Here is a 19,657-nt window from a genome sequence, read left to right on the forward strand (position 1 = left end):
AAATCCAAGGGGAAGTCGCCATCTCGGGCGCGCCTTTCTTTGCTTACTTTCTTTGGCAAGACAAAGAAAGTGAGTCGCCCCCGGCAGGGGGTGAAACAGAGATGCACCACCAAAAAAAACAAAAAGCCAAAAACAAAAAAGCCGCTCCGGAATCCTCCAGAGCGGCTTTTTAACGCACCACTACACAGCCTCAGTGCACAACCCTCTCAAACGAAAACGCCCCATCCCGATAATCCACCGGCACCACATCCTTGGGCGCAAACTTGCCCTCCAGGATCATCCGTGCCACCGGATTCTCAAGCTGCTGCTGGATCGCCCGCTTCAACGGCCGAGCCCCAAACACCGGGTCGTAACCCGCCGATGCCAGCTTGGCCACCGCTTCGTCGCTGATCTCCAGCGCCAGGTCCATCTGCGCCAGGCGTGCCGACAGCCGCTTGAGCTGAATCCGCGCGATCGATTCGATGTTGCGTTGGTCCAGCGCGTGGAACACCACCACCTCGTCGATGCGGTTCAGGAACTCGGGGCGGAAATGCGTCTTCACTTCCTGCCACACGGCGCCCTTGATCACGTCCGCCGGTTCGGTCGCCATCTGCTGGATGAGCTGCGAGCCGAGGTTCGACGTCATCACGATCACCGTGTTCTTGAAGTCCACCGTGCGGCCCTGGCCATCCGTCAGGCGGCCATCGTCCAGCACCTGCAGCAGCACGTTGAAGACGTCCGGGTGCGCTTTCTCCACTTCATCGAGCAGCACCACGCTGTACGGCTTGCGGCGCACGGCTTCGGTCAGGTAACCGCCTTCCTCGTAGCCGACATAGCCCGGCGGCGCGCCGATCAGGCGGCTCACGGAATGCTTCTCCATGAACTCGCTCATATCGATGCGGATGAGGTGCTCTTCCGAGTCGAACAGGAAGCCTGCCAGCGCCTTGCACAGCTCGGTCTTGCCGACGCCCGTCGGGCCCAGGAACAGGAACGAGCCGTAGGGCTTGTTCTCGTCCGCAATGCCGGCGCGTGAGCGGCGGATGGCATCCGACACCAGACGCACGGCCTCGTCCTGGCCGACCACGCGCTCGTGCAGGCGGTCTTCCATCTTCAGCAGCTTCTCGCGCTCGCCGGTCATCATCTTCGACACGGGGATGCCCGTGGCACGGCTGACGACTTCTGCAATTTCCTCGGCACCCACCTGCGTGCGCAGCAGCCTGTTCGGCTGCTTCTGGCCTGCGGTCTCGGCGTCGGTTGCGGCCTTGAGCTTGCCTTCCAGCTCGGGCAGCTTGCCGTATTGCAGTTCGGCCACCTTATCGAGCTTGCCTTCACGCTGCAGCCGGGTGATCTCGAGCTTGATCTTGTCGATCTCTTCCTTGAGCGCGGCCGCACCCTGCGCGGCACCCTTCTCCGCCTTCCAGATCTCGTCAAGGTCGGCGTATTCCTTCTGCAAGCGCTCGATCTCTTGCTCGATCAGTTCAAGGCGCTTCTGCGACGCTTCGTCGGTTTCCTTCTTGACGGCCTCGCGCTCGATCTTGAGCTGGATCAGGCGGCGGTCGAGCTTGTCCATCGCCTCGGGCTTCGAGTCGATTTCCATCTTGATGCGCGCTGCAGCTTCGTCGATCAGGTCGATGGCCTTGTCCGGCAGGAAGCGGTCGGTGATGTAGCGGTGGCTGAGTTCAGCCGCGGCCACGATCGCCGGGTCGGTGATCTCCACGCCGTGGTGCAGTTCATATTTCTCCTGCAGGCCGCGCAGGATGGCGATGGTCGCCTCCACGCTCGGCTCGCCCACGAACACCTTCTGGAAGCGGCGCTCCAGCGCGGCGTCCTTCTCGATGTACTTGCGGTATTCGTCCAGCGTGGTCGCGCCGATGCAATGCAGCTCGCCGCGTGCAAGCGCCGGCTTGAGCATGTTGCCGGCGTCCATTGCGCCTTCGGCCTTGCCCGCGCCCACCATGGTGTGGATCTCGTCGATAAAGAGAATGGTCCGGCCCTCTTCCTTGGCGATGTCGTTCAGCACCGCCTTCAGGCGCTCCTCGAACTCGCCGCGATACTTGGCACCGGCCAGCAGACCCGCCATGTCGAGCACCAGCACACGCTTGTTCTTCAAGCTTTCAGGCACCTCTTCATTGACGATGCGCTGCGCCAGCCCCTCGACGATGGCCGTCTTGCCCACGCCCGGCTCGCCAATCAGCACCGGGTTGTTCTTGGTGCGACGCTGCAGGATCTGGATGGCTCGGCGGATTTCATCATCGCGGCCGATGACGGGGTCGAGCTTGCCGATCCGGGCCATCTCGGTGAGGTCGATCGTGTACTTCTTGAGCGCTTCGCGCTGACTTTCGGCCTCGGCGCTGCCGACGGTCTGGCCGCCGCGTACGGCGTCGATGGCGGCTTCGAGCGGCTTGCGCGACAAGCCGTGTTCGCGCGCAATGCGCCCGGCTTCGCCCTTGTCGTCGGCCACGGCCAGCAGGAACAGCTCGCTGGCGATGAACTGGTCGCCGCGCTTGATGCCTTCCTTCTCTGTCGCCTGCAGCAGGCTGCCGAGGTCTCGACCCACCTGCACCTGTTCGCCACCCTGCACCTGAGGCAGGTGCTTGATGGCGCGGTCCAGCGCCGTATCGAGCGCCCCCGTGTTGACGCCAGCGCGCGCGAGCAGGTTCTTGGTCGCGCCATCCGGCTGGCGCAGCATGGCTAGCAGCAGGTGGACGGGTTCGATGTACGGATTGTCGTTGCCCAGCGCCAGGCTCTGCGCGTCGGCCAGCGCTTCCTGGAAGCGGGTGGTCAGTTTGTCCAAACGCATTAAAAACCCCTTGCGGAAAATGTTTCACTGCTCCGAAAGATAGGGAGCTTCGGTGGCTTTTCAAGCATGGAAACGCGAGTTTTGATGCAGATTTGCGCCAGAACAAACGGCGGCGCGCCTGCTGGCCACGCCGCCGTCCCAAGTGCTTCAAAATCGTCCTGGCTATCGCATCAGTTGGGCACCGATACCGTCGCCACACCGCCCGACACGCTCACCGAGATGCGGTCGCCCGCGGCCGGCGTGCCCGTGAAGTTCGGCACGTTTGCCGCGTTGATGGCAGGTGCAGCACCGGGCGTGCCACCGCGCGGGGTCGTGCGCACCACCTGCGACGGCGGCAACGGCGTGCCGTTCTTCAGGTTCGCGTACATGGCGTCCAGCGCGCGCTGCTCATACAGCACCAGCGGCACGAACAGCGTGTCGTAGCCGGGCACAAGGTCGATAAAGCCGTCGAAATGCTGCGCGTTCATCACCTCGATATACGACAGCTTGCTCGAGCCGCCCTCCACCTTGGCGTTCAGCCCCAGATACGGCCGAGAGCCATGGTTGACCGGCAGTAGCGCGTCATTGCGGCCCTGCACGATCAGCGCTGGCTTGCCCTGCAGGTTGCCCGTGCGCAGCGTCTGGCTGATCCCCGTCTGCAGCGATTGCGAAGCCGCATCGGCGCCTGTCAGCAAGTTCCGCAGGCACAGCGCGCCGTCGAGGTTGGCGGCCTGCGTGCCGGTCGAGTCCACCGACTGGTTGCTGCGCGTCGGGCCGCCCTGCGCGTTGTTGTTGACGAGTTGCACGCCGGAAGTGGGCGGAATGCCGTTGCCAACCGCCGCCATCTGCGCGAGCGCCGTGGCATTCACCGCCGTCGGATGGAACGATGCGTCAGTTGCCGCGAAGCTCAGCCCGCACAGGTTGTCGGTCACGCTTGCGCGCGAGAGCGCGTTGCCAAACGTGGTCGCTACCGATGGGTCGATCTCGTAGAACGACATCGACGCGTGCACGAGGTCCGACTCGGGCTCCCAGCCGTAGGCGCGCATCTTCTGCAGGGCTTCGTCAGCCTGGGCAGCTGCCGTGGTGGACGTCAGAAGGCCGGCCGCCTTGAGCGCTGCGCAGCGGTTGGCCTGCGCACCTGCCGGGAACGTCGTAAGGCTGCCAAAGAACGCCTGCGCCGGTGCCGTAGCAACGCTCGCAGACGACGCCGCGCACAGCCGGAACACGTTGGCATAGCTCACATAGTCGAACAGCGGCTTGCCGGTCGTCGGCAGCGTCGTGCCACCGCGCACCACCTGCACCCCGGTGTTGGGCGGCAGGTTCAGGCCAGGCTCGCCGACGGCCACCCCGTCGATCCACCCGCCGGTGTCCTGCTCGGCAGCCGCAATGGCCGCGCCACCACCGTTCGAGATGCTCGACGCGATGACGATGGTGTTGTCCGGACGCACCGGCAGCGCGCTGCCAATGAGCGCACCGCTGGCTCCCGCAATCTTGTCGTTGATCGCCCAGAACGCGAACTGCACAGCCTGCAGCGTGAACAGGCCCCAGTCCTTCTCAGGGTTGCGCTGGGAATGCGCGTGTTTGAACGCCAGCCGGTTCGGCGTGGCCGCGTTGAAAGCAGAAAGCTGGCTGCTGGTGAGCGGCGCGGCAAAGTGCGCGTTGGAACCGGCGGCGCTGCGCGTGGTGCGCGTGCCGTCCTGCAGGGCGACGGTATCGGTAGCCAGATCGTGCGGGCCGGCGCCGGTGCCCTTGTCGGTATAGGCGACGGCGCACTTGCGCTTGAGGCCCCACTCGCCGGTGGAAATCGCGCCGTAGATGCCGCGCGAGCCCGACGAGGTGGCAGTGATGATGCAGGGATTGTTGACGTCGAAGCTGTCCGGAATCTGCACGAGCAGCACCACGTTCTGCTGGCCGGTGCCGTCATCGGAGTACGTCACGTATTCCGTCCCGGCGATCATGCCGGAGCCCTGGGTGACGTTGCCGCTGGCATCGACGTTCGGGCCATAGAGCGTGCCGTAGCCGCCCTTGGCCGCCGTGTCGACCAACGCGCGGTAGTTTGCGTAGATCGCCAGGCGGCGTAGCTCGGCTGCCGTGGGCGCGGTGGGGTTGGCGATGGCGGGCGCAGTGGCCGAGGCCAAGCCGCTTGCGCCCAGGCCGGCAGTCAGCAGGTCGTCGGATACGCCGTCGTACCGCGTGACGGTCACCTTGCCGGCAAAGGCCGGCTTGGTATTGCCCGGCACGTTGTTGCCGTCGTTGCTGCCGCCGCAGGCGCTCAACACGCCGCAGCCGGCCAGCAGCACGGCACCGGCGGCGATCAGGTTGCTGGGCGAGACGTGCCGTCGCAGGCGCGCCGTTCGGGTTGGTTTCATTGCGTCTCCTTCTCGTTATGGATGGAACAACACAAAGCAAACCCGCGGCGGCCTTCGATACTGCACGTCCCTAAGCCACCGCAGGCGCTACCAGTATGTGAACCAAACTTCTCATTCGCAACTCAATTTGCGCGCGCGCCCTTGCGATCAACTGAACGTGCGCACCGTCCAGAGACCGAGCATGGTGAGGAACAGCGAGCCGCCCAGATGCGCCACGATATGCAGCGCGCCCATCAGGTTGTCGCCAGCCAGGATGTTGGCGACAACCTCGCTGGAAAACGTCGAGAACGTCGTCAGCCCGCCCAGAAAACCAGTGATGACAAGCAAACGCCATTCAGGCGGCAGCCCCGCGTGCGTATCGAAAAAACCCACCGCAACGCCGATCAGATAGCCTCCCACCAGATTGGCTGCCAGCGTGCCGTACGGCAAGGCCGGATTGATGGCGTTCCACAAGATGGCGAACGCCCAGCGCAACCAGGCTCCCAGCGCAGCGCCCACCCCTACGGCCAGAATGCCCATTCCGCTCATGCGGTCGCGTCCTTGTTATTCGTAGTCGTTGGGTTGCGCCGATGCGCCGGGCTGATCAGCCGTGCGTGTCGCGGCGTTGGAGGAGGCAATGCCCCAGCGGGCGAGCGCATTGTCGTCAGTGACACGCGCGTCGACCCAGCGCGCGCCTTCGGGCGTCTGTTCCTTCTTCCAGAACGGCGCCTCGCTCTTGAGGTAATCCATGATGAATTCGCACGCGGCAAAGGACTCGCCGCGGTGTTTGGACGCCACTGCCACCAGCACGATCTGGTCTTGCGGCTTGAGCTTGCCAACGCGGTGGATGACAAGCGCGTCGATCAATTCCCAGCGCTGCATGGCCGCGCTCACAATGTCAGCGAGCGCCTTTTCGGTCATGCCGGGGTAGTGCTCCAGCTCCATTTCCGACACGCCCGTGCCGTCATTGATGTCGCGTACGGTGCCGATGAAGCTGGCCACCGCGCCAATGTCTGGGCGGCCGGCACGCAGCGCTGCAATCTCGGCGCCGAGGTCGAAGTCGGCTTCCTGCACGCGGACTGACATGGTCGATCTCCTGCGCTCAGCCGCCGGTCACGGGCGGGAAGAAGGCGACTTCGCAGCCGTCATGCACGGCGGTATCGGCCGGCACGATCTGGTGGTCCACCGCCATGCGCAGCGCACGGCCTTCGGCCAGGGTGTCGCCCCAGACCGGACCGCGCTGCGCCAGCCAGCGGCGCACATCACCCACGGTGCGCACGGCCTCCGGCACAACCACCTGCTCCTGCGAGGTTCCGAGTTGTTCGCGCACGCTGGCAAAGAAACGAAGTTCAATCTGCATGGCCATCGCTCCTTACACCAGACCCGCGAACGGCAAGAAGCTGACGACATCGCCCAGTGCGATCGGCTGATTGGGCGGATTGTCGATCAGGCCATCCCCCCACACGGTGGAGGTCAGCACGCCCGAGCTTTGATTCGGGAACAGGTCCAGCCCGCCGCTGGCGTTGATGCGCGCACGCAGGAACTCATTGCGGCGATCGCCCTTGAGCAGCGCAAAGTCGGCGCGCATCGGGATGCGCTTCGGCGCCACGTCGGCCACGCCCTGCAGGCGCAGGATGAACGGCCGCACGAACAGCAGGAAGGTGACGAAGCTCGACACCGGGTTGCCCGGCAGGCCAATGAAAAACGCGGTCGGACCACCCACCATCCCTTCGGGCCGGCGCACCTCGCCAAAGGCCAGCGGCTTGCCCGGCTTGATGGCGATTTGCCAGAGATTCAGGCGCCCTTCGGCTTCCACCGCCGGCTTGATGTGGTCTTCCTCACCCACCGACACGCCCCCGGAGGTGATGATGAGGTCGTGTTCCTCGGCCGCTTCGCGCAATGTGTCGCGCGTGGCTTGCAGCGTGTCGGGCACGATGCCGAAATCGGTGATGTCGCAGCCGAGGTTTTCCAGCAGCGCGCGCAGCGTGAAGCGGTTGGAGTTGTAGATGGCGCCGGGCTTGAGCGGCTCGCCGGGCATGGCGAGTTCGTCGCCAGTAAAGAACACGGCCACGCGCGGACGGCGCACGACGTGCAGATTGGCGCAGCCGACCGAAGCCGCCAGGCCCAGCTGCTGCGGGCCGAGGCGCGTGCCCCGCGGCAGGATCTCGGCGCCGTCGGCAATGTCTTCGCCGGCGCGGCGGATCCATTCGCCGGATTCAGGTACGTGATCAATGATGACGGTGCCCGTGTCCGGGTCAGCCTTGCATTGCTCCTGCATGACCACCGCATCGGCACCCGGCGGGATCAATGCGCCGGTGAAGATGCGCGCCGCCTCGCCCGCATTGAGCGGCTGGCCGACATGACCGGCAGGAATGCGCTGCGCCACCTTCAGAGGCGTGCCCGGCGCGGTGATGTCGGCCGCGCGCACGGCGTATCCGTCCATCTGCGTGTTGTCGGCAGGCGGCACGTTCAAGCTGCTGCGGACGGCCTCGGCGAGGACGCGCCCGTTGGCGTGCAACGTCGACACGGTTTCGGTCTCGTGCAAAACGCGCACTGCGGCAAGCAGTTGCGACAGCGCCGCATCGAGCGTCAGCAAGGACGGTTTGACGGCGGGAGCATCGTTGGCGGACATGCGGGAATGGGGAAGCGGAATCGAAAAGGAGATTTCGATTGTATCGGTTCCAGGCCGATGCCAGGCATCAGCGCAGGCGTATCAAGCGAATGCGTCGGCCAGCGCGGCCCGCAGCGCCGGCACGATGTGCGCGTCAAACCACGGGTTGTGTTTGAACCAGGCCAGGTTGCGCGGGCTCGGATGCGGCAGCGGGAACAGCACGCGGCCGTCGGCGTCCTGCACGGGCCCATTGCGCACCACGTCGGTCAGCGACCAGTCGCGCGGCACGTCGAGGTAATTGCGCTGCGCATAGGTGCCCACCAGCAACGCGAGCCTTACATCGGGCATCGCGGTCAGCAACGGCCGATGCCACTGAGGCGCGCATTCCGGGCGCGGCGGCAAATCGCCATTCGCGCCAGTGCCGGGAAAGCAGAAGCCCATCGGCACCACGGCGATGCGCTTGTCAGCGTAGAAATCGTCGTATGAGATCTGCAGCCACTGGCGCAGGCGGTCCCCAGAACGGTCGTTCCAGGGGATACCGGTTTCGTGGACGATGCGGCCCGGGGCCTGCCCGATGATCAGGACACGGGCGCGGCGGTCCGCGACGACCACCGGGCGAGGCTCATGCGCCAAGGCGCCCTTGCACTCACGGCAGGCACGGATGTCGTGCAGGCAGCGCTCGAAGGCTGCCCCGGCTACGTCATCCGGCACTGCTTCCATCGTTTTAGAGACCGGTGTGCTGGGCGATATAGCCCTTGATGCGGTCAACGTCGGCCGGCATGACTTCGAAGCGCTGTGGCAGCGACTCGATATCGGCGTAGCCAGCCGGGCGCTCCGGCTCGCGGTCCAGCGCTTCGCGAATGGTGTCGCCAAACTTGGCCGGCAGCGCCGTTTCCAGCACCACCATCGGCACGCCCGGCGTCAGGTTTTCGCGCGCCACTTTCACGCCGTCGGCGGTGTGGGTGTCGATCATCGTGCTGTACGTGGCAAACACGTCGCGGATCGTATCGACGCGGTCTTCGTGCGAGCTGCGGCCCGAGACAAAGCCGAACTCGGCGATGCGGTCGAACTCCGGCTTGCCCGTCATCGAGAAACCGCCTTTTTCGTCCACGTCGCGGAAAAGCTGAGCCAGGCGTGCCGGATCACGATCCAGCAGGTCGAACACGAAGCGCTCGAAGTTTGACGCCTTGCTGATATCCATGCTGGGGCTGGACGTGTGATACGTCTGCGCGGCCGAACGCACGCGGTAGGTGCCGGTGCGGAAGAACTCGTCGAGCACGTCGTTCTCGTTGGTAGCAACGACCAGCTTGTCGATCGGCAAACCCATCATGCGCGCGATGTGGCCGGCGCAGACGTTGCCGAAGTTGCCCGATGGCACGCAGAACGAGACCTTGTCGCCAATCTGGGGGGCGGCCAACAGGTAGCCTTTGAAGTAGTAGACGACCTGGGCAACCACGCGCGCCCAGTTGATCGAGTTGACCGTGCCGATCTTCTGGCGGGCCTTGTATTCGAGATCGTTCGACACCGCCTTGACGATGTCCTGCGCGTCGTCGAACACGCCTTCGATGGCGATGTTGAAGATGTTCTTGTCTTGCAGGCTGAACATCTGCGCGGTCTGGAACGCGCTCATCTTGCGATGCGGGCTCAGCATGAACACGCGAACGCCGCGCTTGCCGCGCATGGCGTATTCGGCGGCGCTGCCCGTGTCGCCGGAAGTGGCGCCCAGGATGTTCAACTCGGCGTGCTCACGGTCGAGCGCGTATTCGAACAGGTTGCCCAACAACTGCATCGCCATGTCCTTGAAAGCCAGCGTCGGGCCGTTCGACAGGCACAGCAGCGACAGCGAGGTACCGCCTTCCTCGCCCAGCTTGTGCAAGGGCGTGATGTCGGCGGTGTTGTCGCCAGCGCGCGCGTTGCAGTAGACCTCGGGCGTATAGGTGCGGCGGGTCAGCGCGCGCAGGTCGTCTTCGGGAATGTCGGTGGCGAACTTGCGCAGGATCTCGAACGCGAGATCGGCGTACGGCAGGTCGCGCCAGCGGGTCAGTTCGTCAACACTGACCTGCGGGTACTGCTCAGGCAGATACAGCCCGCCGTCCGGCGCCAGGCCGCCCAGCAGGATGCGGGAGAAACTCTGCGGCTCTGCGTGGCCGCGGGTCGATCGGTATTGCATGCTCATGTCCTGCGCTTAGTTCAGTTCTTCCATGCGGATGCGCGTGACCTTCGACAGCACGGTCGGCAGCGCTTCGATGGCGGCGATGGCGGCGTTCACGCGCTTCTCGACCGTCACGTGCGACAGCATGATGATGTCGGTCTGCGGTTCGCCTTCGCGCGATTCCTTCTGCAGCATGGCGTCGATCGAGATACCGCCTTCGGCCAGGATGCGCGTGATGTCGGCCAGCACGCCGGTTTCATCGGCCACGCGCATGCGCAGGTAGTAGCTCGAGCGCACTTCGTCGATCGGCAGCACCGGCGTGTCGGACAGCGCATCCGGCTGGAACGCAAGATGCGGCACGCGGTGTTCCGGGTCGGCCGTGTGCAGGCGCGTCACGTCCACCAGATCGGCGACGACGGCCGAAGCGGTCGGCTCGGCGCCTGCGCCCTTGCCGTAGTACAGCGTCGGGCCCACGGCATCGCCGTTGACGACCACGGCATTCATCGCGCCTTCGACATTGGCGATGAGGCGCTTGGCTGGCACCAGCGTCGGATGCACGCGCAGCTCAATGCCCGCTTCGGCACGGCGCGTGATGCCCAGCAGCTTGATGCGGTAGCCGAGCTCTTCGGCGTAGCGAATGTCGACGGCTTCCAGCTTGGTGATGCCTTCCACATACGCGCGTTCAAACTGGATCGGCACGCCAAAGGCGATGGCGCTCATGAGCGTGAGCTTGTGCGCGGCGTCAAAGCCCTCGATGTCGAAGGTCGGATCGGCTTCGGCGTAGCCCAGGCGCTGGGCTTCTTTCAGGACTGTGTCGAAGTCCAGACCCTTGTCGCGCATCTCGGTCAGGATGAAGTTGGTGGTGCCGTTGATGATGCCGGCGATCCACTCGATGCGGTTGGCCGTCAGGCCTTCACGCAGCGCCTTGATTATGGGGATGCCGCCGGCCACAGCGGCCTCGAACGCCACCATCACGCCCTTGTCCTGGGCGGCCTTGAAGATCTCGTTGCCATGCAGGGCCAGCAGCGCCTTGTTGGCGGTGACGACATGCTTGCCGTTGGCGATGGCGCACAGCACCAGCTCACGCGTCAGGTCATAGCCGCCGATCAGTTCCACGACGATATCGATCTCGGGCGAATCCACAATGGCAAACGGGTCGCTCACCACCGGCACGGTCGCCCCGGCTTCCTGCACGATGGCGCGAGCACGGTCGAGATTGCGCACGGCAATCATGGCGACTTCAATGCCGCGACCCGCACGACGGCGGATTTCTTCCTGGTTCCGTTGCAGAACCTTGAGGGTACCGCCACCGACGGTACCGAGCCCGAGCAGGCCGATCTTGATGGGATTCATGAGACGTGTCGTAAAGAAACGAAAAAGCGGAGAAGCAAAAAACACACAGGGCAGACACTTCGGTCTGCCCCGCAGTTACTGATCTGTCGGATGACCGAGCGAATGGTCGAAAGTCAGGCGGCCCGGATGCCAGTACCGTGACGCTGACGGTACCGCTCCAGGAAGCGCGAAATTCGGCCAATCGCTTCACGGAGATCGTCTTCGTGCGGCAGGAAGACGATGCGGAAGTGGTCCGGCGAGTGCCAGTTGAAGCCTGTGCCCTGCACCAGCAGCACACGCTCTTCTTCCAGCAGCTGGCGAATGAAGGTCTGGTCGTCTTCAATGGGATACACCGCTGGGTCCAGGCGCGGGAACATATAGAGCGCAGCCTTGGGCTTGACGCAGGTCACGCCCGGGATGGCGGTGATCAGCTCGTGCGCAAGGTCGCGCTGACGGCGCATGCGGCCGCCCGGCGCCACCAGGTCTTTGATGCTTTGGTAGCCGCCCAGCGCGGTCTGGATGGCCCACTGCCCCGGCACGTTGGCGCACAGGCGCATCGACGACAGCATGTTCAGGCCTTCGATGTAGTCCTTGGCCGGGCGCTTGTCGCCGGACACGACCATCCAGCCCGCGCGGTAGCCGCACGAACGGTAGCTCTTCGACAGGCTGTTGAACGTCACGGTCAGCACGTCTTCCGACAGCGAGCCGATCGCGGTGTGCTTGTTGTCGTCGAACAGAACCTTGTCGTACACCTCATCGGCAAAGATCACCAGGCCGTGTTCGCGCGCGATGGCGACGATGCCCAGCAGCAGCTCGTCCGAATACAGCGCGCCGGTCGGATTGTTCGGGTTGATGACGACGATGCCCTTGGTGTTGGGCGTGATCTTGGCGCGGATGTCGTCCAGGTCCGGCATCCAGCCATTGGCTTCGTCGCAGATGTAGTGCACCGGCGTGCCGCCCGAAAGGCTGGTCACCGCCGTCCACAGCGGGTAATCGGGAGCCGGCAGCAGCAGCTCGTCACCGGCATCGAGCAGCGCGTTGGTGGCCAGTGAAATCAGCTCCGACGCGCCATTACCCAGATAGATGTCCTCCAGCGTGACGTTCTTGATGCCCTGCTCTTGCGTGTAGTGCATCACCGCCTTGCGCGCCGCGAAGATGCCCTTGGAATCCGAATACGCCGCCGAATTCGGCAGGTTGCGGATCATGTCCTGCTGGATCTCTTCAGGGGCATCGAAACCGAACACGGCCAGGTTGCCGATATTCAGCTTGATGATCTTGTGGCCCTCTTCTTCCATCTGCTTGGCCTTTTCGAGCACGGGGCCGCGAATGTCATAGCAGACGTTGTTGAGCTTGGCGGATTTCTGAATCGTTTTCACGGGCAAGGCGGCGAGTGGCGACGTTGAACGGGCTGGAACTACGGAGCATTCTGTGGCGCAGCAAAGCGGCGACGGTAACGCCACACAGCGGCAGGCGCCGCTACGCTATTCCTTGCCGGACATCGCTTGTGGCGCGGCGGGCGAAGGAGAGAAAAAGATATAATTTAGCCCATTATGACAGACTTAGGCGGGCATTTTTGCAACGCAGCGAAACCTGTCCGAAGTCTGAAACCTAGCGCCTTTGCCAGCGTGCCGCCGTATGCGCCGCAGTCATCGCGCCCGATGGGATTCCCACCTTGAAGCTCCATTCATCCGATTCGTCGACCATTCTCAATACCGTTACCGGCTATGGCGACGGCTATATCGAAATCAACAAGGTGCGCTACGAGCACTCGGTGCTGGTGATGCCCGAGGGCGCCGTGGTGCAGTGGGATGTGTCGCGCTTTGAGGATCTGACGCCCGAGCATTTCGCCCGCGTGCTCGAACTGGGGGCCGAAGTGGTGATCTTCGGCTCCGGCAACAAGCTGCGCTTCCCGCACCCGCGGCTGACGGTGCCGCTTACCGAAAAACGCATCGGCGTAGACGCCATGGACCTGCAGGCCGCCGGCCGCACGTACAACATTCTGATGCTGGAAGGCCGCAAAGTGGCCGCCGCCCTGCTGATCGAGCGTGCCTGACCGCATGTCGATCGACCGCACCGCTCAAGCGCCCGCTCTCCCCTGGCGCAACGCCTCCCTATGGCTGCTGGCTGCTGCGTTCCTGGCCATCTGGCTCGGCACGCTCGGCTACCGGCACCTGATCCCCACCGACGAAGGCCGCTACGCCGAAATCGCGCGCGAGATGTTCGTCTCTGGCGACTGGGTGACGATCCGCTACAACGCCCTGAAGTATTTCGAGAAACCGCCGCTGCAGATGTGGGGCACCGCACTCGCCTACACGCTGTTCGGCATCGGCGACTGGCAGGCGCGGCTGTTCACGGCGCTCTCCGGCATCGTCGGCATTGTTTTCACGATGCTGGCGGCGGCGCGCTGGTGGGGCAAGCGGACGGCCGTCATCAGCGGGCTGGTGCTTGTGAGCGCGCCGCTGTGGAACGTGGGCTCGCACTTCAACTCGCTCGACATGGGCGTCGCCGGCTGCATGACGATGGCGCTGGGTGCGCTGCTGCTCGCACAGCATCCGGATGCCTCGCGCGCTCAACAACGCGGCTGGATGTGGGCCTGCTGGGCGTCAATGGCGCTCGCGGTGCTGAGCAAGGGCCTGATCGGCGTGGTCCTGCCGGGCTTTGTGTTGGTGGTCTACACGCTGGTCGCGCGCGACTGGGCCTTGTGGAAACGCCTGCATCTTGTGACCGGACTGATCATCTTCTTTGCCGTGGGCGCGCCGTGGTTCGTGCTGATCTCGATGCGCAACCCGGAATTCGCGTGGTTCTTCTTCGTGCACGAGCATTTCCAGCGTTTCACGTCGACCGTGCACAACCGAAACGCGCCGCTTTGGTACTTTGTGCCGCTGCTGGTAGCCGGGTTCCTGCCGTGGCTTGCTCAATTGCCCAGCGCTGCACGTCTGACCTTCGCACGCGGTGAAACCGCCAGCAACGGTTTCCGCCCCACGCTCATGCTCGGCCTGTGGGCCATCCTGATCTTTGCATTTTTCAGCATTTCGGATTCGAAGCTGCCGGGCTATATCTTCCCGATCATCCCAGCGCTGGCGATTCTGGGCGCCCTGGTCCTGGAGCACACCAGCGAGCGCGCATGGCGCTGGCAACTCAAGGGCTTCCTGGCGCTGGCGCTGGCTGGCCTGGCGGCAAGCGGTTACGTGGCGACAATGTCGTCGGATATGTATCCGAACGCAGTGTTTGCCCGGTTTGCAATGTTCCTGGCTGTTGCGTTCGCGGCGGGAGCAGGATTCACGTGGCTCGCGCTTCGCTTGGCGGGCAAGCGCTTCGAGAGCGTGGTCGCATTTGCGTGCGCGTGGTTCCTGACATTTACGGCCGCTATGCTCGGCCACGAAGCCTTCGGGCGTTCCATGTCGGGCATCGATCTCGTGCCGGCCGTTCGGCCGTGGCTCAAGCCCGACGTGCCGTTCTATGCGGTGGAGCGTCTGGACCATACAATGCCGTTTTACCTCGGCCGGCCCACCCTCATGGTGCAGGAGCCTGATGAACTGGCCTTTGGCGTCAAACAGGAGCCGGCCAAGTGGGTGCCGACCACCGAAGCGTTCGTGGCGCGCTGGAAAGCCGGCGGCCAGGCAGTCGCCATGATGGGACCGGGCACCTATGATCGGCTGACAGCCCAGGGCGTACCGATGATCTTGATCGCCCGCGATGCCCGCCGTGTGATCGTCCGGCGCAACTAGGTTTCACCGCCACGGATTCTCGAAAGGGGCGCGCAAGCGGAATTGTCGTAACATGCGGCCCGGCGGCTGGATTGAGAACATCCGCACGGGGAAACCGCCGCAGTCTGTAAAACATCAAAAGAACACATGAATCTGGTCACTTTCGGGCTGATCCTGACGGGCGTCATGCTCAATGCCTGCGCTCAGCTGCTGCTCAAGGCGGGCGTCAACAACATCGGCCGCTTTGCGTTTTCGGCCGACAACATCCTGCCGATCGGCATCAAGCTTGCAACGCAGTGGCCCATCATTGGCGGCTTGTCGTGCTACGTCATCTCGGTGGTGGTGTGGATTCTCGGCCTGTCGCGCGTGGATGTGACCATCGCGTATCCGATGCTCTCCCTGGGCTACGTGGTCAACGCCTTCCTGGCGTGGTATCTGTTTGGCGAAGTGCTATCAGTGCAGCGCCTGATCGGCATTGCGATCATCCTCGTCGGCGTACTTGTGCTGGCTCGCTCGTGAGCCGATGTGCCCACCCCAGCACCCAACCTTATTCAAGTCATGACGCAAACCACCGCCACTGCCGAACTCCCGTTCCTACCCTTCGTGCGCCCGACCATTGACGAGGCGACCATCACCGCCGTGGCCGATGTGCTGCGCTCGGGCTGGATCACCTCGGGCCCCAAGGTCGCGGCATTCGAAGCCGCCCTGTCGGAATATTTCGGCGGCCGCATCGTTCGCACATTCGCCAACGGCACGGCCACGATGGAAGTCGCGCTGCGCATCGCGGGCATCGGCCCCGGCGATGAAGTCATTACCACGCCGATCTCGTGGGTCGCCACGTCCAACGTGGTGCTGACGGTCGGCGCCAAGCCTGTCTTCGTCGACATCGACCCCGTGACGCGCAACATCGACCTGGACAAGGTCGAGGCCGCCATCACGCCGCGCACCAAGGCCATTATTCCGGTTTATCTGTCGGGCCTGCCCGTCGACATGGATCGCCTCTACGACATCGCCCGCCGTCATAAGCTGCGCGTGGTGGAAGATGCCGCGCAGGCCATTGGCTCGCGCTGGGGCGACAAGCGCATCGGCGAGATCGGCGATCTCGTCAGCTTCAGCTTCCAGGCCAACAAGAACATCACGACCATCGAAGGCGGCGCGCTGGTGCTCAACACGCCCGAAGAAGCCGTGCTGGCCGAAAAATATCGGCTGCAGGGCGTCGTGCGCTCCGGCTTTGATGGCATGGAAGTCGATCTGGTTGGCGGCAAGTTCAACCTGACCGACGTGAATGCGGCGATCGGCCTGGGCCAATTCGCTCAGCTGGAAGCCGTGACCGCACGCCGCGCTGCGCTGGCCCGCCGCTACTTTGCAGGTATGCGAGCAGCCGATATCGAGTCGTTCGGCGTTGAACTGCCCGTGGAGAACTTCACGCACACCAACTGGCACATGTTCCAGATCGTGCTGCCGCTGGATCGCCTGAAGGTCGATCGCGCCGGCTTCATGGCTGGCCTGAAGGCGCTGGGCATCGGCGCTGGCGTGCACTATCCGCCCATCCACCTGTTCAAGCTCTACCGCGAACTCGGCTGGAAGCCGGGCATGTTCCCGGTGGCCGAGCGCATTGGTCGCGCCATCGTTACGCTGCCGATGTTTGCCGGCATGGAAGATTCCGATGTGGATCGCGTGGTCAGCGCGGTCCGCCAACTTTGCGCCCAGTACCAATAATCCAATAATGAAGACACCCGCTCTCTCGGTCGTCATTCCTGTTTACAACGAAGAAGACGGGCTCGCCGCGCTGTTTGCGCGTCTGTATCCCGCGCTCGACGCGCTCGGCATTTCGTATGAAGTCGTGTTCGTCAACGACGGTAGCCGCGACCGCTCCGCCGCCATGCTGGCCGAGCAGTTCCGGGCGCGCCCGGACAGCACGCGCGTCGTGCTGTTCAACGGCAACTATGGCCAGCACATGGCCATCCTGGCCGGCTTTGAACATGCGCGCGGCGAACGCGTCGTCACGCTCGATGCCGACCTGCAGAATCCGCCGGAAGAAATTGGCCGCCTGGTGGAGAAGCTCGACGAAGGCTACGACTACGTCGGCACCATCCGTCGCGTGCGCCAGGACAGCTGGTTCCGCCGCACCGCATCGCGTGCGATGAACTCGCTGCGCGAGCGCATCACGCACATCAAGATGACGGACCAGGGCTGCATGCTGCGCGCATACAACCGGACCATCGTCGACACGATCAACCGCTGCCGCGAAGTCAACACCTTCATTCCGGCACTGGCCTACACCTTCAGCAAGAACCCGACCGAAATCGAAGTCGACCACGAAGAACGCTTTGCCGGCGAGTCTAAGTACTCGCTGTACAAGCTCGTGCGATTGAATTTCGACTTGGTGACGGGCTTTTCCGTGGTGCCGCTGCAGTGGTTCTCGGCGATCGGGATGCTGTTGTCGCTTGCGTCTGCCGTGCTGTTCATCCTGCTGGTGGTGCGACGCTTCGTCCTGGGCGCGGAAGTCCAGGGCGTGTTCACGCTGTTCGCCATCACGTTCTTCCTGATGGGCGTGCTGCTGTTTGGCATTGGCTTGCTGGGCGAATACATCGGCCGCATCTATCAACAGGTGCGCGAACGCCCGCGCTATCTGGTGCAGGGTGTGCTGGAAGAGACGCCGCATCTGCATGAAGCCGGTGCTGCCGATCTGAAGACGGGCTCGCAGCGGGGGGTTGCATGAGTTCCGAACTCAAGCGGCGCGCCGTCGTTTTCGCGTATCACAACGTCGGCGTACGCTGCCTGCGCGTGCTGGCTGCGCGTGGCATTCAGGTCGAACTCGTTGTCACGCACGAGGACAACGCTACCGAGAACATCTGGTTCGGGAGCGTACGCGCCACCGCACAGGAATTGGGTATCCCATACATCACGCCGGATAACGCAAACGGTGAAGACCTGCACGCGCGGATCGCCGCCATTGCGCCGGACTTCATCTTTTCGTTCTACTACCGGCACATGATCCCGATGCGCCTGTTGAGCCTTGCCAAATTCGGCGCGTTCAACATGCACGGTTCGCTGTTGCCCAAGTACCGCGGGCGTGTGCCCATCAACTGGGCAGTGCTGCACGGCGAGACCGAAACCGGCGCCACCCTGCACGAAATGGTCGAAAAGCCGGATGCCGGTTACATCGTCGACCAGACCATTGTGCCGATCCTGCCGGACGACACCTCGCACGAAGTGTTCGAAAAGGCCACCGTGGCGGCCGAGCAAACGTTGTGGCGCGCGCTTCCCGCGATGATTGCCGGGCACATTCCGCAGCACCCGAACGTGCTCGCCAACGGCAGCTATTTCGGCGGCCGCAAGCCCGAAGACGGCCGGATCGACTGGTCCAAACCGGCCCAGCAGGTCTATAACCTGATTCGTGCCGTGGCACCGCCCTACCCGGGTGCCTTTACGGACGCCGGCAGCCAGCGCTACGTTGTCGCGCGTGCTCGTCTGGCGCATCAAACCTTTACGAATTTGCCGCTGGGCTTGCACGTCGTGGATAATGCGATGTTCGGCGTGTGCGGCGATGGGGGAGCCATCGCCATCCACGAGCTCTGGCGCGTCGAGCCCCAAGCTGCCAGCGGAACGTCTGTCGTGACCGCGCAGCAGCTCACCAGCCAGCTCGCCCTCTCCTGATCTTGAGTTTGCCTTCATGAAAAAAGTACTGATCCTCGGCGTCAACGGCTTCATCGGCCACCACCTGTCCAAGCGCATCCTGGAGACCACCGATTGGGAGGTCTATGGCATGGACATGCAGACCGAGCGTCTGGGCGACCTGATCAACCACCCGCGCATGCACTTCTTTGAGGGTGACATCACCATCAACAAGGAGTGGGTCGAGTATCACGTGAAGAAGTGCGACGTGATCCTGCCGCTGGTGGCCATCGCCACGCCGTCGACCTACGTCAAAGACCCGCTGCGCGTGTTCGAGCTGGACTTTGAAGCCAACCTGCCGATCGTTCGCTCGGCTGCCAAGTACGGCAAGCACCTGGTCTTCCCGTCGACCTCCGAGGTCTACGGCATGTGCGGCGATTCGGAATTCGATCCGGAAGCCTCGCCGCTGATCTACGGCCCGATCAACAAGCCGCGCTGGATCTACGCATGCTCGAAGCAGTTGATGGACCGCGTGATCTGGGGTTACGGCATGGAAGGGCTGAACTTCACGCTGTTCCGTCCGTTCAACTGGATCGGCCCGGGCCTGGACTCGATCTACACCCCGAAGGAAGGTTCGTCGCGCGTTGTGACGCAGTTCCTCGGCCACATCGTGCGCGGCGAGAACATCAAGCTCGTCGACGGCGGCAGCCAGAAGCGCGCCTTCACGTATATCGATGACGGCATCGACGCACTGGTGCGCATTATTGCCAACAAGGACGGCGTGGCCTCGGGCAAGATCTACAACATCGGCAACCCGTCGAACAACTACTCGGTGCGCGAGCTGGCCAACATGATGTTGGAACAAGCCGCCAAGATCGACGAGTACAAGGACACCGCCAAGCAGGTCCAACTGGTGGAAACGACCTCCGGTGCCTACTACGGCACCGGCTACCAGGACGTGCAGAACCGCGTGCCGAAGATCGCCAACACCATGGAAGACCTCGGCTGGAAGCCGACCACCGTGATGAAGGACGCATTGGCGAACATCTTCGAAGCGTATCGCACGCACGTGGCTGAAGCCCGCAGCCTGGTCGAAGACGGCAACGGCAACAAGTAAAAGCAACACCCCCG

17 protein-coding genes are annotated in these 19,657 nt (G+C 63.7%); 7 read left to right on the forward strand and 10 right to left on the reverse strand.

Annotated elements, in window-relative coordinates:
- Positions 1-190: 190 nt before the first annotated feature.
- The 10 genes from clpB to BM136_RS08005 form a co-directional block, all read right to left on the reverse strand.
- The gene (clpB, locus tag BM136_RS07960; RefSeq protein ID WP_092971373.1) at positions 191-2,779 is read right to left on the reverse strand and encodes an ATP-dependent chaperone ClpB; all 2,589 of its coding nucleotides are present in this window, start codon (positions 2,777-2,779) and stop codon (positions 191-193) included.
- 170 nt (positions 2,780-2,949) lie between these two features.
- Complete coding sequence (locus BM136_RS07965; RefSeq protein ID WP_092971374.1) at positions 2,950-5,127, reverse strand: 3-hydroxybutyrate oligomer hydrolase family protein; 2,178 nt, start codon at positions 5,125-5,127, stop codon at positions 2,950-2,952.
- A 147-nt stretch (positions 5,128-5,274) separates the two neighbouring features.
- A complete protein-coding gene (gene crcB / locus BM136_RS07970; RefSeq protein WP_092971375.1) occupies positions 5,275-5,655 on the reverse strand; it encodes a fluoride efflux transporter CrcB in 381 nt (126 codons plus the stop codon).
- A 15-nt stretch (positions 5,656-5,670) separates the two neighbouring features.
- Positions 5,671-6,192, reverse strand: a complete 522-nt coding sequence (locus tag BM136_RS07975) for a molybdenum cofactor biosynthesis protein MoaE (protein WP_092971376.1) — start codon at positions 6,190-6,192, stop codon at positions 5,671-5,673.
- Positions 6,193-6,208: 16 nt separating this feature from the next.
- The gene (gene moaD / locus BM136_RS07980) at positions 6,209-6,466 is read right to left on the reverse strand and encodes a molybdopterin converting factor subunit 1 (RefSeq protein WP_092971868.1); all 258 of its coding nucleotides are present in this window, start codon (positions 6,464-6,466) and stop codon (positions 6,209-6,211) included.
- Between the two features lie 12 nt (positions 6,467-6,478).
- Positions 6,479-7,738 carry a molybdopterin molybdotransferase MoeA gene (glp, locus tag BM136_RS07985; protein WP_092971377.1) on the reverse strand — a complete coding sequence of 420 codons (1,260 nt, stop codon included), beginning with the start codon at positions 7,736-7,738 and terminating at the stop codon, positions 6,479-6,481.
- Between the two features lie 81 nt (positions 7,739-7,819).
- Positions 7,820-8,437: a uracil-DNA glycosylase family protein gene (locus BM136_RS07990; RefSeq protein ID WP_092971378.1), complete on the reverse strand. Its 618-nt coding sequence runs from the start codon at positions 8,435-8,437 to the stop codon at positions 7,820-7,822.
- 4 nt (positions 8,438-8,441) lie between these two features.
- A complete protein-coding gene (thrC, locus tag BM136_RS07995) occupies positions 8,442-9,887 on the reverse strand; it encodes a threonine synthase (RefSeq protein WP_092971869.1) in 1,446 nt (481 codons plus the stop codon).
- Between the two features lie 15 nt (positions 9,888-9,902).
- The gene (locus BM136_RS08000) at positions 9,903-11,222 is read right to left on the reverse strand and encodes a homoserine dehydrogenase (protein WP_092971379.1); all 1,320 of its coding nucleotides are present in this window, start codon (positions 11,220-11,222) and stop codon (positions 9,903-9,905) included.
- A gap of 113 nt (positions 11,223-11,335) precedes the next feature.
- Positions 11,336-12,577: a pyridoxal phosphate-dependent aminotransferase gene (locus BM136_RS08005; RefSeq protein ID WP_045204177.1), complete on the reverse strand. Its 1,242-nt coding sequence runs from the start codon at positions 12,575-12,577 to the stop codon at positions 11,336-11,338.
- A gap of 296 nt (positions 12,578-12,873) precedes the next feature.
- Here BM136_RS08005 and BM136_RS08010 point away from each other — a divergent pair, with 296 nt between their 5' ends.
- From BM136_RS08010 to BM136_RS08040, 7 genes are all read left to right on the forward strand, one after another.
- On the forward strand, positions 12,874-13,254 hold the full coding sequence (locus tag BM136_RS08010; RefSeq protein ID WP_024975874.1) for an Mth938-like domain-containing protein: 381 nt from the start codon (positions 12,874-12,876) through the stop codon (positions 13,252-13,254).
- A 4-nt stretch (positions 13,255-13,258) separates the two neighbouring features.
- Positions 13,259-14,929: a glycosyltransferase family 39 protein gene (locus BM136_RS08015; RefSeq protein WP_092971380.1), complete on the forward strand. Its 1,671-nt coding sequence runs from the start codon at positions 13,259-13,261 to the stop codon at positions 14,927-14,929.
- 126 nt (positions 14,930-15,055) lie between these two features.
- Positions 15,056-15,427, forward strand: a complete 372-nt coding sequence (locus tag BM136_RS08020) for an SMR family transporter (protein WP_004626520.1) — start codon at positions 15,056-15,058, stop codon at positions 15,425-15,427.
- A gap of 39 nt (positions 15,428-15,466) precedes the next feature.
- The gene (locus BM136_RS08025) at positions 15,467-16,627 is read left to right on the forward strand and encodes a DegT/DnrJ/EryC1/StrS family aminotransferase (protein WP_092971381.1); all 1,161 of its coding nucleotides are present in this window, start codon (positions 15,467-15,469) and stop codon (positions 16,625-16,627) included.
- A 7-nt stretch (positions 16,628-16,634) separates the two neighbouring features.
- Entirely contained in the window at positions 16,635-17,630 is a 996-nt protein-coding gene (locus BM136_RS08030; RefSeq protein WP_092971382.1) for a glycosyltransferase, read from the forward strand.
- Positions 17,627-18,568 carry a formyltransferase gene (locus BM136_RS08035; protein ID WP_092971383.1) on the forward strand — a complete coding sequence of 314 codons (942 nt, stop codon included), beginning with the start codon at positions 17,627-17,629 and terminating at the stop codon, positions 18,566-18,568. Before BM136_RS08030 ends, BM136_RS08035 begins: the two co-directional genes overlap by 4 nt.
- 16 nt (positions 18,569-18,584) lie before the next feature.
- On the forward strand, positions 18,585-19,643 hold the full coding sequence (locus tag BM136_RS08040) for a bifunctional UDP-4-keto-pentose/UDP-xylose synthase (protein WP_092971384.1): 1,059 nt from the start codon (positions 18,585-18,587) through the stop codon (positions 19,641-19,643).
- The last annotated feature ends 14 nt before the right edge of the window (positions 19,644-19,657 follow it).

Source organism: Ralstonia sp. NFACC01 (assembly GCF_900115545.1).
Classification (GTDB): domain Bacteria; phylum Pseudomonadota; class Gammaproteobacteria; order Burkholderiales; family Burkholderiaceae; genus Ralstonia; species Ralstonia mojiangensis.

Bases quoted from the DNA above. Each gene is read 5' to 3' on its own strand.
- moaD (WP_092971868.1), bottom strand. From the start codon at position 6,466: ATGCAGATTGAACTTCGTTTCTTTGCCAGCGTGCGCGAACAACTCGGA.
- clpB (WP_092971373.1), bottom strand. From the start codon at position 2,779: ATGCGTTTGGACAAACTGACCACCCGCTTCCAGGAAGCGCTGGCCGAC.
- BM136_RS08020 (WP_004626520.1), top strand. From the start codon at position 15,056: ATGAATCTGGTCACTTTCGGGCTGATCCTGACGGGCGTCATGCTCAAT.
- BM136_RS08030 (WP_092971382.1), top strand. From the start codon at position 16,635: ATGAAGACACCCGCTCTCTCGGTCGTCATTCCTGTTTACAACGAAGAA.
- BM136_RS07975 (WP_092971376.1), bottom strand. From the start codon at position 6,192: ATGTCAGTCCGCGTGCAGGAAGCCGACTTCGACCTCGGCGCCGAGATT.
- BM136_RS07990 (WP_092971378.1), bottom strand. From the start codon at position 8,437: ATGGAAGCAGTGCCGGATGACGTAGCCGGGGCAGCCTTCGAGCGCTGC.
- glp (WP_092971377.1), bottom strand. From the start codon at position 7,738: ATGTCCGCCAACGATGCTCCCGCCGTCAAACCGTCCTTGCTGACGCTC.
- crcB (WP_092971375.1), bottom strand. From the start codon at position 5,655: ATGAGCGGAATGGGCATTCTGGCCGTAGGGGTGGGCGCTGCGCTGGGA.
- BM136_RS08000 (WP_092971379.1), bottom strand. From the start codon at position 11,222: ATGAATCCCATCAAGATCGGCCTGCTCGGGCTCGGTACCGTCGGTGGC.
- BM136_RS07965 (WP_092971374.1), bottom strand. From the start codon at position 5,127: ATGAAACCAACCCGAACGGCGCGCCTGCGACGGCACGTCTCGCCCAGC.
- BM136_RS08035 (WP_092971383.1), top strand. From the start codon at position 17,627: ATGAGTTCCGAACTCAAGCGGCGCGCCGTCGTTTTCGCGTATCACAAC.
- BM136_RS08040 (WP_092971384.1), top strand. From the start codon at position 18,585: ATGAAAAAAGTACTGATCCTCGGCGTCAACGGCTTCATCGGCCACCAC.
- thrC (WP_092971869.1), bottom strand. From the start codon at position 9,887: ATGCAATACCGATCGACCCGCGGCCACGCAGAGCCGCAGAGTTTCTCC.
- BM136_RS08015 (WP_092971380.1), top strand. From the start codon at position 13,259: ATGTCGATCGACCGCACCGCTCAAGCGCCCGCTCTCCCCTGGCGCAAC.
- BM136_RS08025 (WP_092971381.1), top strand. From the start codon at position 15,467: ATGACGCAAACCACCGCCACTGCCGAACTCCCGTTCCTACCCTTCGTG.